We start from the raw sequence: 26897 nt of genomic DNA on the forward strand, positions 1-26897 counted from the left end.
CTATTATTAGTTTATCTCTATGTGAATGTTTTATGATATCTATTCTATCCCTGCTTATTTTATCATAGTTTTGCTAAACAGCGATACCAATTTACTGACATAAGCGCTTTCTAAGTTCTTCGATTTCATCTATACGTACATAAGGGTAAACACTTTCCATGCCATCTAATAAATTAAGTGCATCATCTAGATATTTGATGCTTCCCTTAGAACATCCAATGACTTCTAGCTCTAATAAAGCAATTTCAATTAGAAATTTCGTTTTCTCCACAATATAATCCTCATATGTGCCATAAACATATTTATCAAATCGAAAAGCTTCTTTTTCATTTGAAATTGCTTTAAATAATAAATAGGCCTGTTCTTTATTCCCCTCTTCTTTTAAATGTCTAGCCAAATTTAGCCTTGCATACCAATTAGCTGATATTTCTGCCACCATAAGTTCACCTCCTTGACTTTGTCTGCTTAATATAACTGTCTTATCATTTATATTTTTATGACTACTATAGTTTCCTCACTAAAATACAGCTACTTTCTACAAGTAGCTGCTTCATACATCATAGTATGTTAAACTCAGCAAATGTTTCCTTTTTATATTTAATAGCAAATAAATATCATGGTATTTCTTACTAAATATAACAAAAAAGTTAATGCCTAACGACATTAACTCTTTTGTTTATAAAACACCCTTTTCAATTCTTTGTTTTAAATCTATTATTTTTTCCTCTATTATTCTTGCTGTTAAAACAAAGGCTTCATCCTCTTTACCCGAAGGATCTTCTAAACCCCAATCTTCTAAATGCTTACAAGGTAAGTTAGGACAGCTCACGTTACATCCCATTGTAATGACTATATCTACTTCCGGAATATCACTTAATAATTTACTCTTTTGAGTTTCATTCATATCGATATGATATAAATCCTCTATAATTCTTACTGCATCTTGATTAATTTGTGGTCTAAGTTCTGTGCCAGCTGAATAACTTTCAAATACTTCTGCTGCCAAGTGTTTTCCTAAAGCTTCTGCCATTTGAGAGCGGCAAGAATTATGCACACAGATAAAAGCTACTTTAGGTTTATTCATTATTATTTCCTCCCTTATAGCAAGTTATTAAATCTCTTGCTCTTTTAATTTTCCCTGATAATGTTTATAACAAAAATATAAAATACTCCCCTTAAGTAAAGTGGAAATAGAAATACTCCACCAAATACCTTCAAGGCCTAAAGGTATAACCAATAACCATGCCATTGGCAACCTAAGAGCAGTAAAAAGGATACTTATTGTAGCTGGGATTTGTGGTTTTTGAATGCCCGTAAACCAACCATTGGAGACCATTTCTATAGCATTAAAAAGCTGGGAATAAGCAATAATTTGCAGATAAACAGATGTCATTTGAATAGTAGTAGCATCTTTTACAAAGATGTTTGCCATAGGTATTGCAAATATCATAAATAGTGTAGTTGTTAATACTGCATAACTTATACTTAAACCAATAGCTACTTGATACCCTTTTTTAATCCGCTTATAATAATGAGCTCCATAATTTTGACCAGTAAAACTAGCTACTGCACCATTCAACCCTCCTGTTACCATATAGGTGACTGATTCGATTTGAAGCCCTATCTTTTGAGCAGCTATAGCTTCCGGACCAAATTTTGCAATCAGTTTAGCTAGCAGAATATTAATAAGGGTAAACAAAATCCTTTGAAAAGCCACAGCCCAACCTAGATTTACAATAGCTTTTATACGTTCACTGTGAAAGGCCTTTTTCCAGTGAAACTCAAACCACTTACCACCTATCTTCATATAAAGAAAAAACATAATCATTTGTGCTATTAAAGTGGCTAATGCAGCTCCTAATACCCCCCATTTAAAACTATAAATAAAAATAGGATCTAATATCATATTGAGCACAATACCTACTATACTAATTTGAAGAGCACTTTTTGTCTGCCCGAGGCTACTAAAAATTCTAGAAAAAGTAGCATTAAAAAAAGCAAAAAATAACATAGGCGCGCTTCCCAACAAGTAACCATAAGCTTGTTTTTCAATGACCTGATCTCCTATGCCTAAAAAGCCTATTAAATAAGGCCCTACAAATACTAGAAATAAAGCATACATGCCTCCTATCAATAAATTTAAAAGCATGCTTGTTTGTATATATTCTTTTGCTTCTATTTCTTTGTTTTCTCCAATACTGTAAGCAACCTTAATCCCAGTTCCTATAACAATACAAGCATTAATAGCATAACCTAAACCAACAAAAAAACTAGAGGAACCTACACTAGCTACTGCATCCTTGCCTAAACCTCCTACCCAAAACATATCTACTATATTATAAGCAAATTGCAATAACGAACTTCCCATAATAGGAATGGCTAATGCTAATAAAACGCGAACAACACTTCCCTTTGTTAAATCAACTTTCTTCACAGTGTCACCCATTTCATATAGATAATTATCTATATGTATTTTAATTGATTTTAATAATACCGTCAATAGATAAGAAGGGTACTTCTCTACTATATTCATCTATCAGTATCACAAATAAATTACTTAAAATAAAAAAGCTACCTTTATTAGTAGCTTTTAGATCATCTCTTTAAAATAATCACTTAATGCTCCCAGTGTTTTAGTATTAAGTGAATAATGCATCCATTTACCCTCACGTCTTGCTATAACCAAATCACATTCACATAATAATCTCATATGATGAGATAAAGTAGGTTGTGTAATTTGAAACCTTTCAAGTAAGTGACATGCACACATTTCTCCATCCTTTAACATCTCTAAAATCATCACACGATTACTATCAGAAAGTGCTTTAAAAAGCTGTGCTTTTTCTCTACATTCTTGATTCATACGAAACACCTTCCTCTTCTTGTTTCAGTATAAAATCTCCTTTAAAAGTTGTCAACTTGACTTCGTCTTTCCATTAGAATGGTGTTATGCCAATCACCTTTTTGATCTCTTGCAATTTTCTCTCTATAACCAACTTGCCTAAAACCACACTTTTGATGCAAAGCCAAACTAGCCTTATTTTCTTCAATAATACTAGATTGTAAGGTCCATATACCTTCTTGCTCTGAAAGTTGAATTAATTCATTTAAAAGCTTAGTGGCTACACCTTTTCTTTGAGCATTTTGCACTATGTAAATACTTAGTTCTGCTACACCTTTATAAACACATCTACTTGAAGTGGGTGACAAAGCTACCCAGCCAACAACTTCTTCATCAACCACTGCCACTAATCTTCCTGTAGTAAGATGCGCAGCATTCCAAACTTCATAACTCGGAACTTCTGTTTGAAAAGTAGCAATTCCTGAGCTTATCCCCTGTTCATAAATACACCTTACATTAGGCCAATCTTTTTCTGTCATACATCTCATCATTACTGTCATCTCTAATCTCCTTCACGAACTGATTATCGTACTTTTTCTATTATAAAATGGTCAATTTCTATCATTAATTTCTCTACACGCCTTGTTAACTCATCCGCCCCCTGAGAAACATTATTAATAAGTTGATTTTGATTTTTAGTAGCAAGAACGACTGCTTGTGTATTTGTGCTACTAGCTTGAGATATGTCATTAATATTTTGGATAGCATAAAGTACATGAGAAGTTCCTTCTGTCACTTGTTCATTAACTGATTTAACTGCTTCAAATTCTGTAGATACTTCTTTAATATCATTTAAAATAGCTTCAAAGCTTGTACCTGCTTCACTGGCAAAAGTTAATCCCTTTTTTACAGCTACAGTATTTTCGTCCATAGCTGCTGTTGCCTCATTAATTTCCTCATTAATTTCTGTTATAATTTGACTAATTCTAGCAGTAGCATCTGCTGATTGAGTAGCTAAATTTCTAATTTCATCAGCCACCACTGAGAAACCTTTTCCTGCTTCTCCTGCCCTAGCTGCTTCTATGGCTGCATTTAACGCTAATAAATTAGTTTGAGAAGCTATACTTGTAATGAGTGTAATAATATCCTGAATCCTAGATGACTTATCACTTAATAGCTGAATTTGACTTGAAGTACTTTGAACTTTTTGATCAATTGTCGCCATTTGTTCAATGACTGTTTGAAGAATTTGATTACCTTCTTTAGCATGCCTTAACGTACGATTTGATGAAGCTGTTATACTTTGAATACTATCTGCCACTTCTGCTACATCTGTATGCATATGTTCTGTCATTTGTGCTGTTTCAGATGTAAGCTGAGTTTGTTCCTCGCTTCCAGCCACCATAGCTTCCATGGAACTAGCAATAGCCACTGTAGCCGTTTGTGTGGCTATTGCTGCTTCATTAAGCTTTGATGATAAATCCAGTAATCTTCTAGCTTGATGTCCCGTAGCAGCCACTAATTGATTTAAATGGGCTCTCATCATTTCTAGAGTCTGAGCTATTGTTCCTATTTCATCATTATGTTTTAAAAGAATAGGATCTAGTGATTTACTAAAATCACCTGTTTCCATGCATCTACATGAATCAATCAATTGTTTAAAATGTTTAAACAATACGGTGCAGTATAAAAATAAACAAAGACATACAAATATCCCTGTAACCGTATACCCTATACCTTGTCCAATTTTTATGGTCTTCATAATCTCAGCTAATTGTGTTTCTGTACTTAACGTATCATTTTGCAAAATTTGAGTGATTCTAGGCTTTAATTCCTGAGTTGTTCTAATAGCAGATATAGAAAAACTTATAATCACTAAAATAAATGTAATCACCATTACTTTACTTCTAAATGAGATATGCTTCATTATTTATGCCCCCTAATATCAACCACTTTTTTTGTATTTTAAAATAATTCTATCAAATCACTGCTTAAATGTCCATGTTTGTATGGATTTAGTAAAAGATTTTACTCTTTAATTAAATCCTTCTTTAATCTTTGACCTACAATAAATTAAAATAACAAAGGAAGTTATAAACGTATACCTATACATTTATAACTTCCTTTGTTATTTTATCTATTATTATAATACGCGTTTTGCACCAATATATGGTTTTCCACCGCTTGGGAATACATTACTGATACAAATACCCGTTCTTTCATCATTAGCATGAATCACCTGCCCACCACCAATATAAATGGCAACATGCGATACATGTCCGTTATAACCGTAGAATACTAGGTCACCTTTTTGTAGTGAATCACTGCTTACATAATAACCATTATTAGCATATTGCGCACTTGAGCTTCTGTTTAAGCTAATGCCAAAGTTTCTCATAATTTGAGAAGTGAAGCCTGAACAATCTACCCCATTAGTTAAGCTATTTCCACCATAGACGTATGGATTACCTAAGAACTGCTTTGCATAAGCTACAACTGCATCACCTGTACCTGAGCCTGAGCTTGTGTAATTTTGATTACTTGAGTTACTTGAAGACCCACTATTACTTGAAGCACCATTGTTACTTGAAGTACTTCCATTGTTAGAACTACTGTTATCGGTTTCTACCATAATAGCTTGTGCTTCTTCTTGGGTTACTGTCATACGTTCAATTTCTGTTAAACGTTTATTAGGCAAATAGCTTAAGAAGTCTACTTCTGTGCTATTTTTAACGTAGTCCTTACTTACGTAACCTTCAAATCCTTCTTGACTTACTTTATACCAATCTCCTACACTATAGCTTACAGAAATTTCATCTCCATTTGAAAAGCTACCAATTACTTTTCCATTCTCTGTAGAAGGATAATCTCTTACATTTAAACCGCCATTGACATTGACTACTGCTAGTACTCTATGTACATTGATATACTCAGCTTTAACATAAGCTCTTGAATCGTCCTCTAAAATCAATTTTAACCAATCGCCCTCTTCGCATACAATCTCAACTGGTTCACCAAGTCCGACTTGTTTTACAATGCTAGCTTCTAATTTAGCACCATCTCTTACATTAAGTGTTTGTGTTGCTACTGTTCCGTAAGCTTGGCCATAAGCTAAACTAGGCACCATTATTGCTGCAACGCTAACTAGTGTACTCAATACTACCTTTTTTAATCTCATGCTTTAATCCTCCTCGATTGACTATGTTCGACTATATTAACGATAACCTTATCGCATTTTACAATTTATTAAGTAATTGTTACAAAAGTATTATAAAAAACTTTTAAGTTTTTGTCAAGTTATCGTCCTTATTAATCTTATAAAATCTGGTATTTTGTAAAATACTTAACATTATAAAGGGACTATCCTCATGATAGTCCCTTTATTAATCATTTTTATTTGTCATCATTTTTAAAGCTTCATTTTGACATTTAATAAAATAAGCTAATTCATAACGTGAGCTAGGTGCTGTTTCATAAACACAATACATAGGATCCATTAATTCTAATATAGATGCAGCTAATGGATGATCAAAAGGTACATGTCCATCTAAAGCATTAATATGCTTTTTTAAAATCATTAATTGTTGCTTTTTATCTTTTGCTTTTTGATATTGCTCTAATAAGTAATGATGATTTCGTCCCATATAAAATTTGGGAAGCGCCTTATTTAAATGAACCGCCTTAATCCACCTTTTTGTTTCGCCTAGTTGAGTAATCACCTTTTTTATATATTCATAAGCTTGCTTCTCATTTCCAATAGTAGCATTAGTTAATGTTAAGTGTGAAACATCTACTAAATACCCTTTATTTTTATACTGAACCCCCTCAATAAACCACTGTGTGAGTTCTGGATTTAAGTAGGTAAGCCCAGGCCACCATAAGTTTTCAAATAAAAGCATAGGCCCATCTTCCTCAGCTTCAAAAACAGCGTTAACAAGTTCTAAGGTAGCTTCCATTACTTCTTGGTCCGTATAATCGAACTGCCAGGTAAAGGAATCTTCAGGCAATACATGGCTTACATGAAAAACCATGTATTTAGCTCCTAGTGCTTTAGCACGCCGATACTGTTTTTTATAACTTTCAATGAGTACTGCTGGTTCTAAGCCTCCATAATAACTTTTAATAGCTTCTTCATCTTCAAATAATTGTTGTAACTTTACTTGATCTTGTCTCCAAAAATCTAGCCACATCGGATAAAAACTCAAGTGAACACCTTCTACAATACCCGCTGGTATTTGCTCTAACGGATAGTCTAAGGTCAATCCAACCTCTATACCATCCATACGATTTTTTTCAATAAACCCCTTTATCTGTTCCCAGTCTTTATCAAACAAGTCTAATTGTTTAGAAGTGGTTGATAAATGAAATAATCTTTTCATATGTGCCCACTTTCATTTATTTTAATCGGCAAATCCCTGGCTTAGTAGCCGTTTTAATCATTGTTCTGAGTATTGATAATTGATCATCTGTCAGGTTATGTTTTGGTATAATTTGTGCACTCACTTTATTCACATAAAATCTAAAGTCATACTTTGTTTCCACAATATTCACAAACAAATCCCAAGACATTTCTTCAGATGCTTCTCCAATATCTAGCAGTATATGTTTCTCTGAAAAAACATACTTCACACCATAAGCAAAAGCTGGCATCTGCATTTGAGAAGCTGTAACCTGCCATACTCGCCAAGGAATGAGTACAAAAATCAAAATAGGTACTAACAGCAGGGTGATATTTTTAGAAATAAAAATATCTAGTCTTTCAGTTGTTGTACACATTTTATAAAAGAAGAAAATAAGGACTGCTAAGCCTATCCCCAGTACAATATCATTGACTATATTTTTTATAGCCACAGATGTGTTATAACGTAAAACATCTTTAAATTTAAACTTCACATCCAGTGATAAACTGTTTTCTTGTTGTTTTTCCACTTATTTTGCCTCCAGTCTTTTGTAATAGTGCTATTATATCATTATTTGTCTTTTAATACCATAAAAAAGAGCCAACACCAAGTTGTTAGCTCTTTCAAATACTTATTTTAAAGTTGTGCCTAGGAAAGCTGCTCCAATGATCCCCGCATCATTTCCTAAAGTTGCTGCTGTTATTTTGGTTTTAAGGCTTAAACCACCATACATTTCTTCTTGAACATATTTTGTAACAGGATTTGTAAGGTATTCTTTTTGTGCACTCATACCTCCACCTAAAACAATCATACTTGGTTCTAAAACATTAATAATATTGGTTATACCACATGCAATATATTTGAAATAGGTTTCAAGTACTCGCTCTGCGGTTTCATCTCCTGCTTGTGCTGCATCAAATACAACTTTAGCATTAATATTTTCTATTAAACCTTCTTTTGCTAAACTTATTAATTTGCTATCTGGGTAAAGGTGTGCAGCTGCTTTTGCTTGACGAATGAGAGCTGTTGCAGAAGCATATTGCTCAAAGCAACCTTTTCTACCACAACCACAAGGTTCTCCATCACCAAAACGAATGACTTGATGTCCGATTTCTCCCGCTCCAAAGAAGCTACCTCTATTGATTTTCCCTTCTGAAACAAGTCCACCACCTACACCTGTTCCAAGTGTCACAACTACTACATTATCTTCTCCTTGAGCTGCACCACAAATAACTTCACCTAATGCTGCTGCATTAGCATCATTTTCTACATATACGTCTGTTTGAATATATTTTTGAATTTCTTTTCTAACATCAACATGATTAAAGTTAAGATTGCTTGAAGATAAAATAACACCTTCTTCTGGTGACGCAATTCCTGGACTACCAATTCCAATTGAATGGATATCCTTTTCTGTAATTCCTTGTCTTTTTAAAACTTCAAGACATAACATTGCCATATCTTTTAAAACTTCCTCTGCACTTCTTTCTCTACCTGTAGGACCACTTATACTGTGTAAAATATGATAGTTTTCATCTACTAAACCAACTTTAATGGTTGTCCCACCTAAATCCACTCCTAAATAATACATGATGTATCCTCCCTTAACTCTTTAGCTATTAAAACTGACCTTTCTGCAAATTATTCATGACACGGTCATTAAGTGCCTCAGCCGCATTATAACCCATTTTCTTTTGTCTAAAGTTAATAGCTGCTGTTTCACAAATAATGGCCACGTTTCTACCTGGACGAATAGGTATTGCATTGGTTACTACTTTAATACCCATAATATCAGTATATTCATTAGTTAGTCCTAAACGGTCATACTGTTTATTTTGATCCCATGCTTCAAGACGTACAATCAAATCGATATTTTTCATTTCTTTAACAGAACCTACACCAAAGATTTGTTTGATATCTACAATTCCGATTCCCCTTACTTCGATAAAGTGTCTGATAACTTCTGGTGCTGAACCTAATAAAGTATTGGCGGATACCTTTTTGATTTCTACTGCATCATCTGCTACTAAACGATGACCACGTCTAATCAGTTCTAGTGCTGTTTCACTCTTTCCAATACCACTTTCACCTGTGATTAAAACACCTTCACCATAGATATCTACTAATACACCATGCATCGATAAACGTGGTGCTAATTCTACATGAAGCCATCTATTTGCTTCAGCTAGAAAAGTGGTTGTTGGTAAATCTGTTTTAAAAATAGGAATACCGTTTTCTTCTGCGCATTGTAATAAGTATGGAAATGGTTCAATTTCTTCACGACAAATAACAATACAAGGAATATCTTTATAATCTAATAAGCGTTTAATTCTCTTATTACGCTCTTCTTCTTCGATTTTTTCAAGATAGGTATATTCAACCTTTCCTATGATTTGTAGACGTGTAGAATCAAAGTAGTCAAAAAAACCTGCTAATTGTAAAGCGGGCCTATTGACGTCACATTGCGTGATTCTACGTTCTTTGTAATCTACTTGTGGTGTAAGATTTTCTAATTTGAGTTGTTCTCTGAGTTGTGCTACTGTTACAAAATACATGCTTTTTCCTCCTTGGCACACATTAACCCTTCTAGTATAACATTTTCTCCCTTTTTTTCCTATCAGCTTTATTGCCTAATTCCTATGGAAATAATTATATATATTGCTTGCAACATCTGCAGGGATACCAGGAACTTGTTCAATGTCACTAAGACTAGCCTGTCTTAAGTGCTCTATGCTTTTAAAATGTTTCAAGATAATTTTTTTTCGTTCTTTTCCTACACCCTTAATCTCATCCAATAAGGATTGTACTTGAGCTTTACTACGAAGCTTTTTGTGATATTCTATAGAGAAGCGATGAACTTCATCTTGTAAACGTGTAATTAATTTAAAACCTTCACTACCACTAGGTAGTACAATTTCTTCACCTTGGAAAAGAAGTCCTCTCGTTCTATGGCGATCATCTTTAACCATACCACAAACTGGTATAGCTAACCCATACTTCTCAAGCATTTTTTCAGCTACGCTTACTTGGCCCTTTCCACCATCCATCATCAATAGATCTGGCATCTTACTGAAACTGTTTTCCTCTTGCTCTTCTTTAAGGCGATTGAATCGCCTGTCTAATACTTCTTCTAAACTACCATAATCATTAGGACCCTGTATACTTTTAATTTTAAACTTTCGATAATCACTTTTCTTAGGTTTGCCACCTTCAAAAACTACCATGCCACCTACAGATTGTACTCCTTGTGTATTAGAAATATCGTAAGCCTCCATACGATACGGCAGTTTTTCTAATCCAATAGCTTCTTGAAGCTGAGCTAAAGCCCCTTCAGTACGCTCTTGTTCCTTTTTCATCTGATCTCCAAATTGCCCTAATGTTAATTCAGCATTCTTGCTTGCCAGCTCCATTAAACCATGTTTAGTACCTTTAACAGGTGTAATCAGTTGTACTTTACTTCCTTTCTTCTCTGCTAAATAGCTTTCTAACACTTCCTTTTCATTCGGTATCCTTTCGATAACAATCTCTTTTGGAATAAAGGTTGCATTAGCATAAAACTGCACGATAAAATCACGAAAAACTTCTTCTATGACCTCATCTTCTGTATCTTTTAAATAAAAATGTTCTCTTCCCACCATTTTACCTTTCCTTACAAAGTAAACCTGCACTAAGGTATCTTGTGGACTTTTTGCAAAAGCAATAACATCTTGGTCTAACATACTACTCATTGTAGCATTTTGCTTTTGTTCTAATTTCATAACTGCTTGTATTTGATCTCTTAGCTGGGCTGCCTTTTCAAATTGCAAACTTTCTGAAGCAACTAACATATCTGCTTGAAGCTTTTTAATAACTTCTTTATACTTACCATTTAAGAAACTGATGACTTCCTCAATCATTTCACCATAAGCTTGTTCATCAATAAGTCCAGTACAAGGTGCATTACATTTACCAATATGATAATTGAGGCAAGCTCGTTCTTTCCCTATGTCTTTTGGCAAGTTACGTGTGCAAGTACGTAACGGCCAGGTATTTTTAATAATGTCAACAACCTCCCACATAGCTGTAGCGTCTGTGTAAGGGCCAAAATACTTAGCACCATCCTTTTTCATTTGCCTTACAACGCGCATGCGAGGAAAAGCATCTTGCGTATTTATTTTAATATAGGGATACTGTTTATCATCCTTTAATCGAATATTGTACTTAGGATCATACTTTTTGATTAAATTACATTCTAATACAAGTGCTTCTACTTCTGAACGTGTAATAATATATTCAAAGCTCACAATATGCTGCACCATCTTCTTAACTTTAATAGAATGGTTCTTTGAACTTTGAAAATATTGTCTCACACGATTTTTTAGATTAATGGCTTTTCCTACATAAATAATTTGTCCTAAATCGTTTTTCATCAAATAAACGCCTGGTTTTTCAGGCAGTCGTTTCAGCTCATCTTCTATAACAAACATATCTGCCTCCTTCTTGCTAGTCTTTACTTGTCTTAAGATTATTATAGCATATTCTGTTTTATTACCATATTATTTCAGTTTAGTTAAAATAGTATTTTTATACTCGTATTCATTGATATTTTGAGGTATATTGTTTATACTTAGTTTGACGTTAATTAATAAATTCTTTATTTACAGGAGGACTATTATGAAAATAAGTAATAATTACAAAAAATTATGTTTAGTACTTGGTTTAAGCACCGTTTTCAGTGCAGGCATTGTAGATGCAGCTAACTATACAAAAACCTTAAAAGCTACCTACAGAAATATTCAAGTAAGCTATAATGGCGTAGTTAAATCTATTTCTGAAGAGCCATTTGCTATTGATGGTACTACTTATGTACCACTTCGTGCAGTTAGCCAAATATTAGGTGCCGATGTAAATTGGGATGGAACTAATAATCTGGTTAAAATCACTAATACAGCTACAACAGATAACTCTTCACAAGTTACTTCATTACAACAACAACTAGCTACTGCCAATTACAATCTTGCTTTAGCACAACGTGAAGTTGAAACTTTAAAAGCAGAACTTGCTAATTATAAACAAGATACCTCTACTGGGTCTGATATTTCCACTTCTGCTCTTAATAAAACGCTTGCTAGCATTCAAGAAACTTTTGGTACAGAAAATCGTATTGATTGGACATTCGACTTAACACAAAATTCTAGTGGAAAATTAGAATTAGAAATCTCATATGATTCAAGAAATGATGAGTCAAGATTTAATCGTTTAAGCTCTAGTGAATTAAGACTCTTCACACAAGATATTTGTGTTGCTATTCGTAAAAATCATTCGGATATCGAAATTGTAGGTTCTATTACAGACAGTCGCTCTGATTGGGATAAAGCAACTTTTACATACTCTAAAACCAATAAAATTAGTTTCAGCTTAATGTCAGATAATTACTATGATACAGCTAGAGACCTTTCTCGTTACTATACTAGCTTTAGTAATATAGCTTATACAACCTCAACTGAAAATGGTAAATTTACTTTACCTATTGACAGTATTGAATTAGCTACTGGTTCTAGATCTTTATTATTTACTGTAAAAGTAAAACTTTCAACTGTAGATCTTCAAACAAAATGGAAAGGCATCCAAACTAATGATACAGTTATCGAAGATGATCTTTACGATATGCAAATTGATATTGAAAAAGAGTATGACGGTGTAGACGTAGAAGGCCAAGTTGTTGATACAACTACTGGTAATATCATTGCAACTATTGATACAAATGGCCGTTTCTCTTATAGATAATCTGCCTTTTAGTAATTAAGCACACTGATATTTACAGGTTTAACTATTTTTTCTTAGCCAAAAAGGTATTAAAGCAAATTTGCTTTAATACCTTTTTTATGTTTGTCTATAGATTTTCCTATTTATTTTAGTATTTTCTTTAAAAATTGGCCGGTATACGACCCTTCCTTTTTAGCTACTTGTTCAGGTGTTCCCTGGGCTATAATCTGACCGCCTCTAGTGCCTCCTTCGGGCCCTAAATCAATGATATAATCTGCTGTTTTAATGACCTCTAGGTTATGTTCAATAACAACCACACTATTACCACCTTCTACAAGTCTGTCTAAAATACCTACTAATTTATGAACATCAGCAAAATGTAAACCTGTTGTTGGTTCATCCAAAATGTAAATTGTTTTTCCTGTACTACGCTTACTAAGTTCTGTAGCTAATTTAACACGTTGCGCCTCTCCTCCTGATAAAGTCGTAGAAGGTTGTCCCAAACGAATATAACCAAGTCCCACATCTACAATGGTTTGGAGCTTACGTGAAATTGTAGGAATATTTTCAAAGAACTTAAGTGCTTCTTCCACTGTCATATTTAAAACTTCTGCAATAGATTTATCTTTGTATTTAACCTCTAGGGTTTCACGATTGTAACGTTTGCCTTTACAAGCTTCACAGGGCACATATACATCAGGTAAAAAGTGCATTTCAATCTTAATCATCCCATCACCTTGACAGGCTTCACAACGTCCACCTTTGACATTAAAACTAAAACGTCCTTTTTGATAACCTTTCATCTTAGCTTCATTAGTTTGAGCAAATAAATCTCTGATTTGATCAAATACACCTGTATAAGTAGCTGGATTAGAACGTGGCGTACGCCCGATAGGTGACTGGTCAATACTAATGACTTTATCTAAGTATTCTATACCTTTTAGGTCCTTATGCTGACCTGGCTTTAAACGTGCACCGTTTAAATCTCTAGCTAAACGTTTTAATAAAATCTCATTAATAAGTGAACTTTTTCCTGAACCAGATACCCCCGTAATACAAGTTAAGGTGCCTAATGGCAGTTTTAAGGTTACATTTTTTAAATTATTAGCCGCTGCACCTGTTAAAGTTAAACTATGACCATTTCCCTTTCTTCTTACTTCGGGAATCTCAATACATTTACGCCCACTTAAATACGCACCTGTCTCAGATTTTTCACAAGCTAAAATCGTACCAATAGGCCCAGAAGCAATAATCTCTCCACCATGCTCCCCCGCACCAGGACCAATATCAACAATCCAATCTGCTGCATACATAGTATCTTCATCGTGTTCTACGACAATTAAAGTATTTCCTAAGTCTCTCAGCTTAATTAATGTTTGAATGAGCTTATCATTATCTCTTTGATGAAGACCAATACTTGGTTCGTCCAAAATATAAAGCACGCCTACTAAACCAGATCCAATCTGGGTAGCTAAACGAATACGTTGTGCTTCTCCTCCTGAAAGAGTCCCTGAAGCACGCGCTAGATTTAAATAATCAAGTCCCACATCTACTAAAAACCCTAAACGCGCTTTAATTTCTTTAAAAATTAGTTCCCCTATTTTATTTTGGCGCTCTGTTAACTGAAGAGTATCAAAAAATATTTTTAACTCCCCTACAGCTAGATGCGTTAAATCGTCAATATTCTTATCTGCTATCGTTACAGCTAAAGACTCTGGTTTTAGCCTTGCTCCCTTACATACACTACAAGGAATACTTGTCATTAAGCTCTCATACTCCTGTTTAGCTGATTCTGAACTGGTTTCATTATATCGCTTTTTAGTGTTGGCAAGTACACCTTCAAAGGCGTATTCATACTCTTTTGTGCCATATTCCCCTGAAAAAACAAACTTAATTTTTTCCTTGCCTGTCCCATATAAAATCACATGTTGTACCTTTTCTGGTAATTCTTCAAATGGGGTATCTAGGTCAAAGTTATACTTTTTAATCAAAGCAGACATAAGGGCATATGCATAACTACTTGGATTACCTATTGATCCCCAACCGACTACAGCAATAGCGCCTTGCCTTAGGCTTAAACTCGGATTAGGAACAACCAATTCTGGATCCACCTCTAAATGTTCACCTAAACCAGTACAGGCAGGACATGCTCCTTGAGGATTGTTAAAAGAAAAGGATCTTGGTTCTAGTTCTTCAATGCTGATATTACAATCTGGACAAGCAAAACTTTCACTAAATCGCATTTCTTTTCCATCTACAATATCTACTAACATGAGCCCACCTGAAAGCTTCATAACTGTCTCTATAGAATCCGTTAAACGTTTTTCAATACCTTGCTTAATCACTAATCGATCCACAATGACATCAATGGTATGTTTTTTATTTTTGTCTAAATTAATTTCTTCCTCTGATAAGTCATACATCTCTCCATCAATACGTGCACGTATAAAACCTTGTTTACGAGCATTTTCGAGTACCTTCTCATGAAGTCCTTTACGTGCTCTCACAACTGGAGCAAGAAGTTGCACCTTTGTTCTTTCTTCAAGTCCCATAAGGACATCTACCATTTGGTCTATGGTTTGTTTTTTAATTTCTTTGCCACATTTAGGACAATGTGGAATTCCTACTCTTGCATAAAGCAAACGTAGGTAATCATAGATTTCTGTTACTGTCCCTACCGTAGAACGCGGATTTTTACTTGTTGTTTTTTGATCAATTGAAATGGCTGGTGAAAGGCCTGATATACTTTCTACATCTGGCTTTTCCATCTGACCTAAAAACTGTCTTGCATAAGCAGATAAAGATTCTACATAGCGTCTTTGACCTTCTGCATAAATTGTATCAAATGCCAACGAGGATTTACCCGAACCACTTAATCCTGTAAATACAATAAACTGATCACGTTCTAATTCTAAATCTACATTTTTTAAATTGTGCTCTTTGGCACCTTTAATGACAATTTTATTTTTCATAAATTCCCCTTCTCTTATCCTTAGTTTCTTATGGCTTATTATATCATGCAATATTTATTTTTTCAAACATCTGTTCGATTGTTTTTTCTTTTAATTAGTTTTAATAGAAAAACCCCTTTCTATACTCCTATTTTATTCCGATATATAGGTATGTTAATTGATGGTAATTTTTATTTTAGTCTTGTTTTTTTAGTCAAATTCCCTTAGACTAATTTTGTAATAATTATGTAACATTTTGTAACAATTAGTCATCATTACAAATGGAAAGAGGTTTTACTATGAAACACAAAAAACTTACTATTTTATGTCTCTCATTTTTACTTTTATGTTCTTCGCTATTTGCAGCTTCATCTATTCCTATTTATATAGAAGGTAAAGTAATTAACAGTTCTAGTACCCCAGCTTATATTTCTAGTACCCAAAGAACAATGATTCCAGTGCGTGCAGTGGGCGAAGTTCTAGGCCTTCAAGTAGATTGGCAGTCACCAGAGGTTATCTTAACTGGAAAACATCAATCCACACAAAAAATGCTTACTGTTCGTATCAATTCTAAAACACAAAGTTTATGGGTAAATGGCAAATTGCTAACTCAGTGTATTGAAATTAAAGATGGTCGTAGCTACATAACTTTAAGAGTTTTAGCAGAAGCTTTTGGTTATAGCGTAGACTGGAAAAACAAAAGTGTTTATATTACCAAACCTCTTACACCTCCAGTTACAAATAAACCTGAAGTAAATGAACCTACTACAAATACGCAAACAAGCTTTGAAGATCAGGTTTTAGCCCTTGTTAATAAAGAACGTATTGCTGTTGGTCTTACTTCCCTTACAATGGATGAAAGCCTTAGAAATGTAGCACGCATTAAATCAACGGATATGCGTACTAATGGTTACTTTAGTCATACAAGTCCAACTTACGGCTCCCCTTTTGATATGATGAAACAATTTGGTATCAGCTATACAGCTGCTGGTGAAAATATTGCTCAGGGCTATGCTACACCAGAAGCAGTTGTCGAAGGTTGGATGAACAGCTCAGGTCACCGTGCTAATATTTTAAGTAGCAATTTCACACACATTGGTATTGGTTACGATAATAATGGCCATTATTGGACACAAATGTTTATCAAGAAATAATATACTATTGGATTAATAAAGAAAAAAGCATTTGTATAAATACTTTTTTATCTCAAAAATAAATTAAAGAGGTAGAATCTTCGTTCTACCTCTTTAATTTATTTTTGATTAGCTATAAAGTTACGAATTTGTTCTAATAACATAGAAAGTGCTACTGAGTTAAAGCCACCTTCTGGAATAATGACATCGGCACGCTTTTTAGTTGGGTCTACAAAACGCTCATGCATTGGTTTAACCGTTCCAATATATTGATTAATAACTGAATCTAAGTCTCTTCCTCTTTCTTTTACATCACGTAAAAGTCTTCTAATAATACGTAAATCTGCATCAGTATCTACAAATACTTTGATATCCATTAAGTCACAAAGTTCTTGACTCTCAAAAATAAGAATACCTTCAACAATAATAACTTTTCTAGGTTGTACTTCCATAACTTCTTCTAAACGTGTATGTTCTACAAATGAATAAACTGGGTGTGAAATAGGCTCACCCTGTTTGAGTCTACGTACATGTTCAATTAAAAGATCTGTATCAAACGCATTAGGATGATCGTAATTCAATTTTGTACGCTCCTCATATGTTAAGTGCGCATTAGATTTATAGTAATAATCATGAGATAAAACGACAACATCATCATTAAACGCTTCTTTTATTTTTTGGGTTAAAGTTGTTTTTCCAGAACCCGTTCCACCTGCAATACCTATGATTAAAATTTCTTTCATAGTATCCTCCATCTAGTCACATTCTGTTTGCTTGGCTCATAGCCACTATATTTCATCATAACATAGTGATCTATACTTGGCTAGGATTTCATCTAAAAAACTAGATGGAATATATTATAAACATATAAAATACATATGAAATTGTTTTAATAAACTTATAGTATGCTATAAAGGAGTTTGAAAATGATTAAAATTGTTACAGACAGTACGTCTTACATTCCTGAACAAGAACGTTTAAAATATGATATTTCTATTGTTTCCTTAGGTGTACACTTAAATGACCAAGTATTAAGGGAAGTAGATATCAAAAATGAAACCTTTTATGAAGAAATGGCTAAATCTCCTGAAATTCCTACTTCTTCTCAACCTACTCCTGGTGAAATGTATGACACCTTCGAAAATTTAATTAAACAAGGGAATAGTATTGTAGCTATTTTTCTTTCTTCGGAAATGAGTGGTACCTACGCTAGTGCACATTCTACTAAAGATATGATTATAGAAAAATACCCTCATGCAGAAATAGAAATTTTAGACTCTCGCACAAACTGTATGCAACTTGGTTTTACTGCACTTGAAGCTGCTAAAGCTGCTTCAGAAGGTAAAAACATAAGCGAAGTAGTTGCTGCTGCTCAAGCAGTTATTAATCATAGCCGCTTTCTATTCACCCCCGACACCCTTACTTATCTAAAAAAAGGAGGTCGCATTGGGGGGGCTGCTGCTTTATTGGGAACGTTATTGCAAATCAAACCTATCTTAACCGTTAAAGATGGACAAACCTCTGTTTTTACTAAAGTTCGTACTAAGAAAAAAGCTATTGATGCTATTATTCAAGGTTTTATGAGTGATTTAGCTGAATGCGATTTAGGTGATGTCATTGTTCATCATATCAATTGTGAAGAAGAAGGATTAGCATTAGCTAAAGTACTAGAAAACCAATTAGGCCGTAAAATCCAAATTCAATCTATTGGCCCTGTTATTGGCCTTCATGTTGGTCCTGGTAGCATCGGTCTTGCTTATTTTACTAAATAAACTAATATAGTGGAATTCCTTATATCTTCATTAGGTGAGGAATTCCTGCATTTATTGCTTCTAACGTCTAGTATATCGTTAAGCCTTTTTTGACATAAAAGTGAAAACTATATTAATACCAAGTTTTATTCAAAAGTTTTCAAGTCACTTAATTGCATTGTATTACTTTACTTATCTGATATCATTAGTTAATTTGCATCAATACTATTTTTGATACAGTCTTTTAAATACCTCTAGAGCCATTTTCTCTTTAGGTTCAAATGTCTCTGTACTTACATATTTTTTCAAGCTATAGTAAAGCCATTTTGCTGATATGCTATCTTGTAAGTAATCCAGTTCAGCGGTGCAAACTAAAAGTTTCCCTTCACCTATCTTGACTTCAAAAATCAATCCTAGCATATGATTTCTCTCAAAATTATCTATTGTTTGTACTATAGGTGCCGAAATTATACCATCTAATATAGTAGAATTAGATCTACTCACTATATCAAACCATTGAGGTGTCGTATAAAATTCACTCGGGAAATACTTCAATGCTGGATGTTTATAATCAATTAATAAACCCATGGTACCAATAGGTACTGGTTTACCCACACTCTCAGAAATAGACCTAAACATGGGATAATTCCAGAAATTCGTACAATAGGTCCCCTCTATTGAATGAGTATTGTTCTTTATTTCAGGTAAGTACAGTACTCGTTTTCCTACTTGCAATGCTTCACACGCCTTCTCTAAACTTGTAGTAACAATCTCATCTTCATTATTAATCTCTTCCATTAAGCTAGGATAAACCCACAATGTATAGCTATTTTGTATATCCGTGTTATCAATCTCTATTGTTAACGTTATTGCTCTCGGTTCTAGAGTGTTTGGGAATTGAATGGCCAACTCATATAACACCGTATGCCCTATTGCAATCTCTCCTATTGTAACTATTTCTGTATAAATTTCCTCTTCTTGACTAAGTAATTTGATTTTCAGTCTTGCATCATGAACTATTTCAAGTCTAAAATACGCTATTTCTATAGTACTTTTAAAAACTTCATTTAATTCACAAACATAACTGGGAAACTTAGCCATGAGAACTGCATCTGAACAAAAACTTTTCCACTTTTCTGGCGTTATAAGCCCTTTGCTTTCCATAAAAGCATCTAGCATACCTACTAATGCGGTGCCTTGACCTGTAAAATCTTGTAAATCTAATATTTGAAAGCCTGCTAATTCATGACTACGAAAAGCTGTCTCTATTTCATTTTTGTAGCATGCTGCTGCCAATTTCCCCGATGCCTTAAAATAAGCGTCTGCCCTATGTAACATACCTGACTTACTAAGCCTTTTCTCAAATACTTGCAAATTCCGAGGTTCTAATACCCCTTTATACTTCTGAATTTCTTTAAAATTGGGAAACACTTCATATTGTCCAATTTCATGAGCGATCACTGGTACATTGGGAATAAGCTCTTCTGATTCTATCAAATCAACCGTTTTTATACCTGTACCATATTGGATTTCTATAGAGCCTTCTTTATTTTTTGAATGAAATACCCCCATTGTAGGACGTATCTTATCATCATAACAATGTGTTGTGTTCGGCGGCTGCACTTGAATATGTCCTTGTGGTGCGTCGCACATAGCATATGAACCTCTAAACAATCTATCTTCTGAAAATCTAACACCACAGAAAAAATCATCATTTTCTAGAATACAAGGCGAAAATTGAAAGTTATTACATCCTTGTGTATAAAGATGTCTATTATCATAGTTTTTATAAGCTCCAAGAATATCGTTGAGTACCTCTTTATTACCCCATAGTTCATTTCCTAATGACATCATTACAAAAGAGGGATGGTCTCCAAATTCATCTAAAATTCTATATCCCTCATTAACTAAATACTGATGCATCTCTTCATCATGCTGCTCATCTAATGGTGAAGTTATTGTTCCCCAGAATGGTAACTCCGGTTCCATATAAATACCTAGTTGGTCTGCTGCAGTAAAAGCAGCCTTTGGTGGACAGCATGTATGAAAACGATAATGATTAATCCCATACAACTTAGCAGTTTGCATTACTTGTAACCAACTCTCCACATCCGTAGGAGCATAGCCAGTCAGTGGGAAAATAAGACCATCATGCTTTCCTCTGAGAAAAGTATCATTTCCGTTTATAGTAAATCTATTTTTCTCAGCTTTAAACTCTCGTAATCCAAAGCGATATTCACTTCTATCTATACACTCACCTTGTTTTTCTATTTCTATAACTAAAGAATATACTTTAGGGGTATATTCACTCCATAAAATCGCTTTTTCTCCTAGATAGTATAACCAGTCAAGCCGTTCATCTTTTATCTTCATTTTTTGTTTTTCAAAAGTCTCTTTTTCATCTATTACATACGCACAAAGCACCATCTCATTATTGTCCTTGAGGGTGTCTTTTATCTTAAGATCACCTTTTATCCTTACGGATTTAGTATGAATGTCTGTATATAGTTTTATATTTGACAAGTATACATCATCATAAATGATTAGACTTATCTCACCTGTTATACCATTCCAATTCGTTTGCGTATCGGGAGAGGTCATATGCCCTCCCTTTGTAGGATAAGCTGTATTATCAGTCATTATAGTTATCTTATGATGAGTTCTAATAATGTATTTGCTCAACTCATAAATATGTTTTGAACAAAGACCATTACAGTTTCCTACATATTGATCATCTATCCATACATGTGAAATTCTTGTGCGTTCTAATGTTAATTTTATCGTCCTATTGAGATACTGCTTAGGTATTATTATTTCCTTTGCATACCATGCATATCCCTCAAATAAGTAAGGGTCAGTTAGATAACCTACATTTTCTTCCAGATTATACTCTCCCTTTTTGGCTTCTGAAGTTGTTGTAGGTAGTGCCATTTCATCTTTTAAATTTCTCGAAAAATAGCACTCATCAATTCCCTTCATCTGCTGATCTAATTCGAATTGCCACTTCCCTTTTAAATCAATTTTTTCTAACATAAGTCCTCCTCATTTCATTTCTAGAGTTACTTAAAATAATTACGGGTAATTATTATTTCTTCTTCTAAGTGAATATTTCTAGAAGAACCTCCTACTTGTATCATAAATGCACCATCTTCTACCTTAAAACACTTATCTTCAACACTATAAAAACTAAACGCTTCTTCATTTAAAACAAAGTGTATTTTATGTACTTCTTCCGGCTTAAGATTTATCTTTTCAAAAGCTTTTAATTCATGTAAAGGACGTTCTACACTTGCTTCTACATCAACTATATAAAGCTGAACCACTTCTGCACCTTCTAAATTTCCTATGTTTTTTATACTAGCTTCTACAATAACTGATAACTCATTTTCTTTCTCTAATAATTGTACTTTTAAATCATCATATAAGAATTCCGTATAAGATAATCCATATCCAAATGGGAATAGAATGTCTGTACAATACGTATCGTAATAACGATAACCTACCATGATTTCTTCTTTATATGCCACAACATCCTTTTTCCCAAATTCTCCAATAAAATGTGCTGGGCACTGTATTTCTTTTTTTATGAATGTTTCTGGAAGCTTACCAGAGGGATTGACTTCTCCCCATAATATTTCCGCTAATGCAGTACCACCTTCCATTCCTGCATAATAACTCCACACAATAGAATCAGCTTGTTCTATCCATGGCATTTCTACTGGGGCTCCTGCATAAATCACTACTATTGTATGAGGATTAGCTTCTAAAACTGCCTGAATTAATGCATCTTGCTCATAAGGTAATCTCATATGCTCTCTGTCAAGTCCCTCTACATCATAATCATGATTAAGTCCACCAATTAAAATAACCACTTCTACTTCTTTAGCAAGTGCTACCGCTTTTTCTCTCAGTTGATTTTGAATCTGCTTCCTTCTTTCTTCAATTCTATCTTCCGAATTACCTCCTATATTCTCTCTTGTAATATCTGCTATTTCCAAAGACTTGTCATAGATACTAGTTGCTTGCCAGTTTTGATCACTCTCTTCACATTTTTTAGGAATATAGTATCCCTCAGCAAAAACAACTTCTGTATTTCCACCTAATATCTTTTTGATTCCCATAAGTGGAGATATCTCATAGAGTGCTTTAACCTCTGCACTTCCCCCTCCATTAGAATGAATTTGAACTGCATTTTGTCCAATGACAGCTATTTTCTTTAATCCTTTTTTCTTAAGTGGTAGTTCATTGTTATCATTTTTTAACAAAATAACAGATTCTCTTACTACTTCCAATACAGCTTCTTGATGTGTTTTTGTATTGTAAGTTCCAGCCTTTCTTTCTTCCACTTGATCTCCAATCATATGAAGGCGTAGCATCATTCTAAGGATATTTCTAACTTTATTATCGATGCATAATTCATCAATTTCTCCAGATTTCACTTTTTCCAGTAATGGCTTAGACAAACAATAGTCATCAAAATCATTAGTTATATTCATTTCCACATCTAAAGAACATTCTGCTGCTGCTTGGGTGTTATGAACTGCTCCCCAGTCAGATACAATCGTTCCATCATACCCCCATTGTTCACGCAAAACTTCATCTAGCAGTTTTCCATTTTCACAACAATGTTTACCATTAAGTAGATTATATGCACCCATTAGTGAATAGGTATTTGCTCTTTTAACAGCATCTTTAAATGCGGGATAATAAATTTCTTGCAATGTCCTTTCATCAACCAATGTATCTACCCATAATCTTTGCGTTTCTTGAGAATTAGCAGCAAAGTGTTTTACGCAAGCTGCCACATCATATTTTTGAATACCTCTAATCATAGGTACTGTAAGTTCTTTAACCAGATAAGGATCCTCACTCATATACTCAAAATTTCTCCCACATAAGGGGCTCCTTTTTATATTAATACCAGGTGCCAATATAATATCTTTTCCTCTGCCTCTGGCTTCTTCACCTAACACCTCTCCTGCTTTACCTGCTAGTTCTCGGTTCCAAGTAGCCGCAATAGCACTATTACTTGGTAAATAAGTGACATAATCATCTGTATTTCCAATAGCTCTCCACTCTGTATCTGCAAATTCCATACGAACGCCCATAGGACCATCTGACATTTTAAGTGGTGGAATACCAAGTCTTTCTACACCCTTTGTTCTAAATAAACTTGCACCATGAATCATTCCAATCTTTTCTTCTAATGTTAGTTTCTCTAACAACTTGTTTATTAACCTTGTATCTTTCTCACTCATAAGATATGAATTCCTTCCCAATTCTCATATGTATTGTTTGTAAAATAAGCTCATATACCTATCGCTCTCATATGTATTTAAAATTATGTTACTACATAGTTTGCTTATTTAATACATGAATTTTTCTATAAACAACACTTTACTTTTCTTACTATTTCCCCTGCCATTTCTACTTATATTAACTTATTTCTATAAAAAAAAATAATACTTCTTTGATGATTTTGCATATGAATATCATCAAAGAAGTATTAAAATCTTTATCATTAAATCCCGCTATTATACCTAAAATGGTGGTTATGCCATGAATCCCTATCACTTACACAACCACCACTTCTTCTTATTATTAAATTCATTCAACCACTATTTTAAATAAGCTTGCTTAAGCTTAATTAAGACATCTCTTAACTCGGCGGCTTTTTCAAATTGTAATTCAGTCGCCGCTTTCTTCATATCTTTCTCAACTTTTTTCATAGTCTTTTCTAATTCTTCTTTACTCATAGACTCTGGATCTTTTTCGGCTAGCAAGCCTTTTTCCTTGTCTGCTGTCTTAGTGGCAATGATAAGGTCTCTAATTTTTTTCTTAATCGTTTTAGGCACAATGCCATGAGCCTCATTATATTCTTCTTGGATTTGTCTTCTTCTAGCTGTTTCTGAAATAGCATTTTTCATAGATTTGGTCACTTGATCCGCATACATAATAACCCTACCATTAGCATTACGTGCTGCACGTCCTATAGTCTGAATCAGGGAAGTTTCTGAACGTAAAAAGCCTTCTTTATCTGCATCTAAAATAGCGATTAAAGATACCTCTGGAATATCTAAGCCTTCTCTTAAAAGGTTAATTCCCACTAATACATCAAATACATCCATACGTAAATCTCTAATAATTTCAATCCGCTCTAGCGTATCAATATCTGAGTGAAGGTACTTAATTTTAACACCTAATTCACCCATGTAAGTTGTTAAGTCTTCTGCCATACGCTTGGTAAGTGTAGTAATCATGACTTTCTCACCTTTAGCCACAATTTGATTGATTTCTCCTAATAAATCATCAATCTGTCCTTTAACAGGTCTTAACTCAATCACTGGATCTAAAAGTCCTGTTGGTCGAATAAGCTGCTCGGCAATGGCAAGTGAATGTTCTAATTCGTATTGAGCAGGTGTAGCTGAAACAAATAATAACTGATTAATCTTACTTTCAAATTCATCGAATTTAAGAGGCCTATTATCAAGAGCCGATGGTAGTCTAAAACCATAGTCTACCAATACGGTTTTTCTAGCTCTGTCTCCATTATACATAGCCCTTACCTGTGGAATAGTCATATGAGATTCATCAATAATCATTAAAAAGTCTTTAGGGAAATAGTCTAGTAAGGTAAAGGGGGTTTCTCCTTCTTCCCTACCGGATAAATGCCTTGAATAGTTTTCTACCCCTGAACAATAGCCCATTTCTCTTAACATTTCCATATCAAACTGAGTACGTTGTGAAAGGCGCTGTGCTTCTAAAAGCTTATCTTCTTCTTTAAATTCTTTCAGTCTTTCTTCTAATTCTTTTTCAATACGCTGCAAAGCTACTTCCATTTTTTCACTTGAAATAGCATAAAAAGAAGCCGGGAAAATGACCACATGTTCCCTATAGCCAAAAACACTACCTGTCAGAGGGTCTATCTCTGCTATACGATCAATTTCATCTCCAAAAAACTCAATTCTAATGGCTTTCTCAGACATTCCAGCAGGAATAATCTCTACTGTATCTCCTCGCACACGAAAACTTGCTCTAACGAAATCCATATCATTACGTGTATATTGAATCTGTATCAGCTTTCTTAATACATCATCTCTATCCATTTCCATTCCCGTACGAATGGATAAAACTTGCTCAGAATAATCGATAGGGTCTCCTAAACCATAAATACAAGATACACTGGCTATGACAATAACATCCTCTCGTTCGCATAAAGCAGCTGTTGCCGAGTGACGTAATTTATCTATTTCCTCATTAACGCTTGAGTCTTTCTCGATATACGTATCACTAGAAGGAACATACGCTTCTGGCTGATAATAATCGTAATAAGACACAAAGTATTCTACTGCATTATTGGGAAAGAACTCCTTGAACTCACTGTAGAGCTGTGCTGCTAATGTTTTGTTATGTGCTAAAATTAACGTTGGCTTTTGTACCTTTTCTATGATATTAGCCATAGTAAATGTTTTACCTGACCCTGTTACTCCTAATAAAGTTTGATACTTATGCCCTTCATTAATACTTGTTACAAGCTCATTAATGGCCTGGGGCTGATCTCCTGTGGGTTTAAATTCAGAAACAATCTCAAATTTGCTCATTTTTCCCCTCTTTTCTTGTGGTTTAGGCTTATTGTATCACTAGTTTTTCTTTCATTCAATGAGTCGAACAAAAGTTTGGTGTTTTTTATTATATACTTTGCTATTAATAATAAAAGAGCTATCCAGGATAGCTCTTTTATACTTCTTTCATTATTTCGGATAAAAGCTCGAACAACAAGTGTCATCGCAGTTGCATGCATTGTAGCCGCTTACATCAATAGAATCAGCTGCACAATTGCAATTATTATTGTGAGTACAGTTAGTTGCTTCACAGCCCACATTCATTTGAACAGTTGGCTCCTGACTTACTGCATTTCTAGCACCACCTTGATCTTCATAAAAATTAGAACAACAAGTATTTTCAGAATGCTGAGCCGCATTACCTGCTACCTTAATTTCACCTCTACAGCAACATTGCTCTGAGTTATGGGCACAATTTTGTGCGCTACATCTTAATTGTGGCATATTAAGCCT

General features: G+C 34.1%; 21 protein-coding genes. 3 read left to right on the plus strand and 18 right to left on the minus strand.

The annotated features are described in order from the left end of the window. Positions 1 to 91: 91 nt before the first annotated feature. The 12 genes from QTL86_RS09380 to uvrC form a co-directional block, all read right to left on the minus strand. Positions 92 to 439 (minus strand): hypothetical protein, encoded by a 348-nt coding sequence (locus tag QTL86_RS09380; RefSeq protein ID WP_127066302.1) that lies wholly within the window; start codon positions 437 to 439, stop codon positions 92 to 94. Positions 440 to 676: 237 nt separating this feature from the next. Further along, positions 677 to 1084, minus strand: coding sequence for an arsenate reductase ArsC (locus QTL86_RS09385; protein WP_410497063.1), 408 nt, complete (start codon positions 1082 to 1084; stop codon positions 677 to 679). A gap of 27 nt (positions 1085 to 1111) precedes the next feature. Further along, positions 1112 to 2434, minus strand: a complete 1323-nt coding sequence (locus QTL86_RS09390; protein ID WP_410497064.1) for an MATE family efflux transporter — start codon at positions 2432 to 2434, stop codon at positions 1112 to 1114. 156 nt (positions 2435 to 2590) lie between these two features. After that, positions 2591 to 2863 carry an ArsR/SmtB family transcription factor gene (locus QTL86_RS09395; RefSeq protein ID WP_127066299.1) on the minus strand — a complete coding sequence of 91 codons (273 nt, stop codon included), beginning with the start codon at positions 2861 to 2863 and terminating at the stop codon, positions 2591 to 2593. A gap of 41 nt (positions 2864 to 2904) precedes the next feature. Beyond that, positions 2905 to 3402 carry a GNAT family N-acetyltransferase gene (locus tag QTL86_RS09400; RefSeq protein ID WP_013656675.1) on the minus strand — a complete coding sequence of 166 codons (498 nt, stop codon included), beginning with the start codon at positions 3400 to 3402 and terminating at the stop codon, positions 2905 to 2907. 23 nt (positions 3403 to 3425) lie between these two features. Further along, the gene (locus tag QTL86_RS09405) at positions 3426 to 4769 is read right to left on the minus strand and encodes a methyl-accepting chemotaxis protein (RefSeq protein WP_410497065.1); all 1344 of its coding nucleotides are present in this window, start codon (positions 4767 to 4769) and stop codon (positions 3426 to 3428) included. Positions 4770 to 4985: 216 nt separating this feature from the next. Then, the gene (locus tag QTL86_RS09410; protein ID WP_127066297.1) at positions 4986 to 6020 is read right to left on the minus strand and encodes a C40 family peptidase; all 1035 of its coding nucleotides are present in this window, start codon (positions 6018 to 6020) and stop codon (positions 4986 to 4988) included. Positions 6021 to 6225: 205 nt separating this feature from the next. After that, on the minus strand, positions 6226 to 7221 hold the full coding sequence (locus QTL86_RS09415; protein WP_127066296.1) for a TIM barrel protein: 996 nt from the start codon (positions 7219 to 7221) through the stop codon (positions 6226 to 6228). Positions 7222 to 7237: 16 nt separating this feature from the next. Further along, entirely contained in the window at positions 7238 to 7771 is a 534-nt protein-coding gene (locus QTL86_RS09420; RefSeq protein ID WP_127066295.1) for a YcxB family protein, read from the minus strand. Positions 7772 to 7873: 102 nt separating this feature from the next. Further along, positions 7874 to 8833 (minus strand): ROK family protein, encoded by a 960-nt coding sequence (locus QTL86_RS09425; protein ID WP_013656670.1) that lies wholly within the window; start codon positions 8831 to 8833, stop codon positions 7874 to 7876. A 28-nt stretch (positions 8834 to 8861) separates the two neighbouring features. Further along, positions 8862 to 9797, minus strand: a complete 936-nt coding sequence (gene hprK, locus QTL86_RS09430) for an HPr(Ser) kinase/phosphatase (RefSeq protein ID WP_013656669.1) — start codon at positions 9795 to 9797, stop codon at positions 8862 to 8864. Between the two features lie 75 nt (positions 9798 to 9872). Further along, complete coding sequence (gene uvrC, locus QTL86_RS09435; RefSeq protein WP_127066294.1) at positions 9873 to 11708, minus strand: excinuclease ABC subunit UvrC; 1836 nt, start codon at positions 11706 to 11708, stop codon at positions 9873 to 9875. A 187-nt stretch (positions 11709 to 11895) separates the two neighbouring features. Between uvrC and QTL86_RS09440 the strand changes: the two genes are divergently transcribed. After that, positions 11896 to 13008 (plus strand): stalk domain-containing protein, encoded by a 1113-nt coding sequence (locus QTL86_RS09440; RefSeq protein ID WP_410497066.1) that lies wholly within the window; start codon positions 11896 to 11898, stop codon positions 13006 to 13008. A gap of 122 nt (positions 13009 to 13130) precedes the next feature. Here the strand turns inward: QTL86_RS09440 and uvrA are convergent, their stop codons facing one another. Next, positions 13131 to 15959 (minus strand): excinuclease ABC subunit UvrA, encoded by a 2829-nt coding sequence (gene uvrA / locus QTL86_RS09445; protein WP_127066292.1) that lies wholly within the window; start codon positions 15957 to 15959, stop codon positions 13131 to 13133. A 278-nt stretch (positions 15960 to 16237) separates the two neighbouring features. Here uvrA and QTL86_RS09450 point away from each other — a divergent pair, with 278 nt between their 5' ends. Next, entirely contained in the window at positions 16238 to 17092 is an 855-nt protein-coding gene (locus QTL86_RS09450; protein WP_190283297.1) for a CAP domain-containing protein, read from the plus strand. 98 nt (positions 17093 to 17190) lie between these two features. Here QTL86_RS09450 and udk read toward each other — a convergent pair whose 3' ends face one another. Continuing rightward, positions 17191 to 17814: a uridine kinase gene (gene udk, locus QTL86_RS09455; protein ID WP_127066291.1), complete on the minus strand. Its 624-nt coding sequence runs from the start codon at positions 17812 to 17814 to the stop codon at positions 17191 to 17193. 183 nt (positions 17815 to 17997) lie between these two features. On the opposite strand from udk, the gene QTL86_RS09460 reads away from it, so the two are divergent. Then, on the plus strand, positions 17998 to 18843 hold the full coding sequence (locus QTL86_RS09460) for a DegV family protein (protein ID WP_127066290.1): 846 nt from the start codon (positions 17998 to 18000) through the stop codon (positions 18841 to 18843). A 204-nt stretch (positions 18844 to 19047) separates the two neighbouring features. On the opposite strand, the gene QTL86_RS09465 is transcribed toward QTL86_RS09460, so the two are convergent. From QTL86_RS09465 to QTL86_RS09480, 4 genes are all read right to left on the minus strand, one after another. Then, positions 19048 to 21855, minus strand: coding sequence for a sugar-binding domain-containing protein (locus tag QTL86_RS09465; RefSeq protein WP_410497067.1), 2808 nt, complete (start codon positions 21853 to 21855; stop codon positions 19048 to 19050). 26 nt (positions 21856 to 21881) lie between these two features. Further along, positions 21882 to 24080: a beta-glucosidase gene (locus QTL86_RS09470; RefSeq protein ID WP_127066288.1), complete on the minus strand. Its 2199-nt coding sequence runs from the start codon at positions 24078 to 24080 to the stop codon at positions 21882 to 21884. Positions 24081 to 24440: 360 nt separating this feature from the next. Beyond that, on the minus strand, positions 24441 to 26423 hold the full coding sequence (gene uvrB, locus QTL86_RS09475) for an excinuclease ABC subunit UvrB (RefSeq protein WP_127066287.1): 1983 nt from the start codon (positions 26421 to 26423) through the stop codon (positions 24441 to 24443). 150 nt (positions 26424 to 26573) lie between these two features. Next, positions 26574 to 26888 carry a DUF1540 domain-containing protein gene (locus QTL86_RS09480; RefSeq protein ID WP_127066286.1) on the minus strand — a complete coding sequence of 105 codons (315 nt, stop codon included), beginning with the start codon at positions 26886 to 26888 and terminating at the stop codon, positions 26574 to 26576. Positions 26889 to 26897: the final 9 nt, after the last annotated feature.

Source organism: Cellulosilyticum sp. ST5 (assembly GCF_046529625.1).
Lineage (GTDB): Bacteria > Bacillota > Clostridia > Lachnospirales > Cellulosilyticaceae > Cellulosilyticum > Cellulosilyticum lentocellum.

Excerpts from the sequence above, each read along its gene's own strand:
- QTL86_RS09470 (WP_127066288.1), bottom strand. The coding sequence starts at position 24,080 with ATGAGTGAGAAAGATACAAGGTTAATAAACAAGTTGTTAGAGAAACTA.
- QTL86_RS09415 (WP_127066296.1), bottom strand. The coding sequence starts at position 7,221 with ATGAAAAGATTATTTCATTTATCAACCACTTCTAAACAATTAGACTTG.
- uvrB (WP_127066287.1), bottom strand. The coding sequence starts at position 26,423 with ATGAGCAAATTTGAGATTGTTTCTGAATTTAAACCCACAGGAGATCAG.
- uvrC (WP_127066294.1), bottom strand. The coding sequence starts at position 11,708 with ATGTTTGTTATAGAAGATGAGCTGAAACGACTGCCTGAAAAACCAGGC.
- QTL86_RS09450 (WP_190283297.1), top strand. The coding sequence starts at position 16,238 with ATGAAACACAAAAAACTTACTATTTTATGTCTCTCATTTTTACTTTTA.
- QTL86_RS09385 (WP_410497063.1), bottom strand. The coding sequence starts at position 1,084 with ATGAATAAACCTAAAGTAGCTTTTATCTGTGTGCATAATTCTTGCCGC.
- QTL86_RS09480 (WP_127066286.1), bottom strand. The coding sequence starts at position 26,888 with ATGCCACAATTAAGATGTAGCGCACAAAATTGTGCCCATAACTCAGAG.
- uvrA (WP_127066292.1), bottom strand. The coding sequence starts at position 15,959 with ATGAAAAATAAAATTGTCATTAAAGGTGCCAAAGAGCACAATTTAAAA.
- QTL86_RS09425 (WP_013656670.1), bottom strand. The coding sequence starts at position 8,833 with ATGTATTATTTAGGAGTGGATTTAGGTGGGACAACCATTAAAGTTGGT.
- udk (WP_127066291.1), bottom strand. The coding sequence starts at position 17,814 with ATGAAAGAAATTTTAATCATAGGTATTGCAGGTGGAACGGGTTCTGGA.
- QTL86_RS09410 (WP_127066297.1), bottom strand. The coding sequence starts at position 6,020 with ATGAGATTAAAAAAGGTAGTATTGAGTACACTAGTTAGCGTTGCAGCA.
- QTL86_RS09440 (WP_410497066.1), top strand. The coding sequence starts at position 11,896 with ATGAAAATAAGTAATAATTACAAAAAATTATGTTTAGTACTTGGTTTA.
- QTL86_RS09460 (WP_127066290.1), top strand. The coding sequence starts at position 17,998 with ATGATTAAAATTGTTACAGACAGTACGTCTTACATTCCTGAACAAGAA.
- QTL86_RS09465 (WP_410497067.1), bottom strand. The coding sequence starts at position 21,855 with ATGTTAGAAAAAATTGATTTAAAAGGGAAGTGGCAATTCGAATTAGAT.
- QTL86_RS09400 (WP_013656675.1), bottom strand. The coding sequence starts at position 3,402 with ATGACAGTAATGATGAGATGTATGACAGAAAAAGATTGGCCTAATGTA.
- QTL86_RS09405 (WP_410497065.1), bottom strand. The coding sequence starts at position 4,769 with ATGAAGCATATCTCATTTAGAAGTAAAGTAATGGTGATTACATTTATT.
- QTL86_RS09395 (WP_127066299.1), bottom strand. The coding sequence starts at position 2,863 with ATGAATCAAGAATGTAGAGAAAAAGCACAGCTTTTTAAAGCACTTTCT.
- hprK (WP_013656669.1), bottom strand. The coding sequence starts at position 9,797 with ATGTATTTTGTAACAGTAGCACAACTCAGAGAACAACTCAAATTAGAA.
- QTL86_RS09380 (WP_127066302.1), bottom strand. The coding sequence starts at position 439 with ATGGTGGCAGAAATATCAGCTAATTGGTATGCAAGGCTAAATTTGGCT.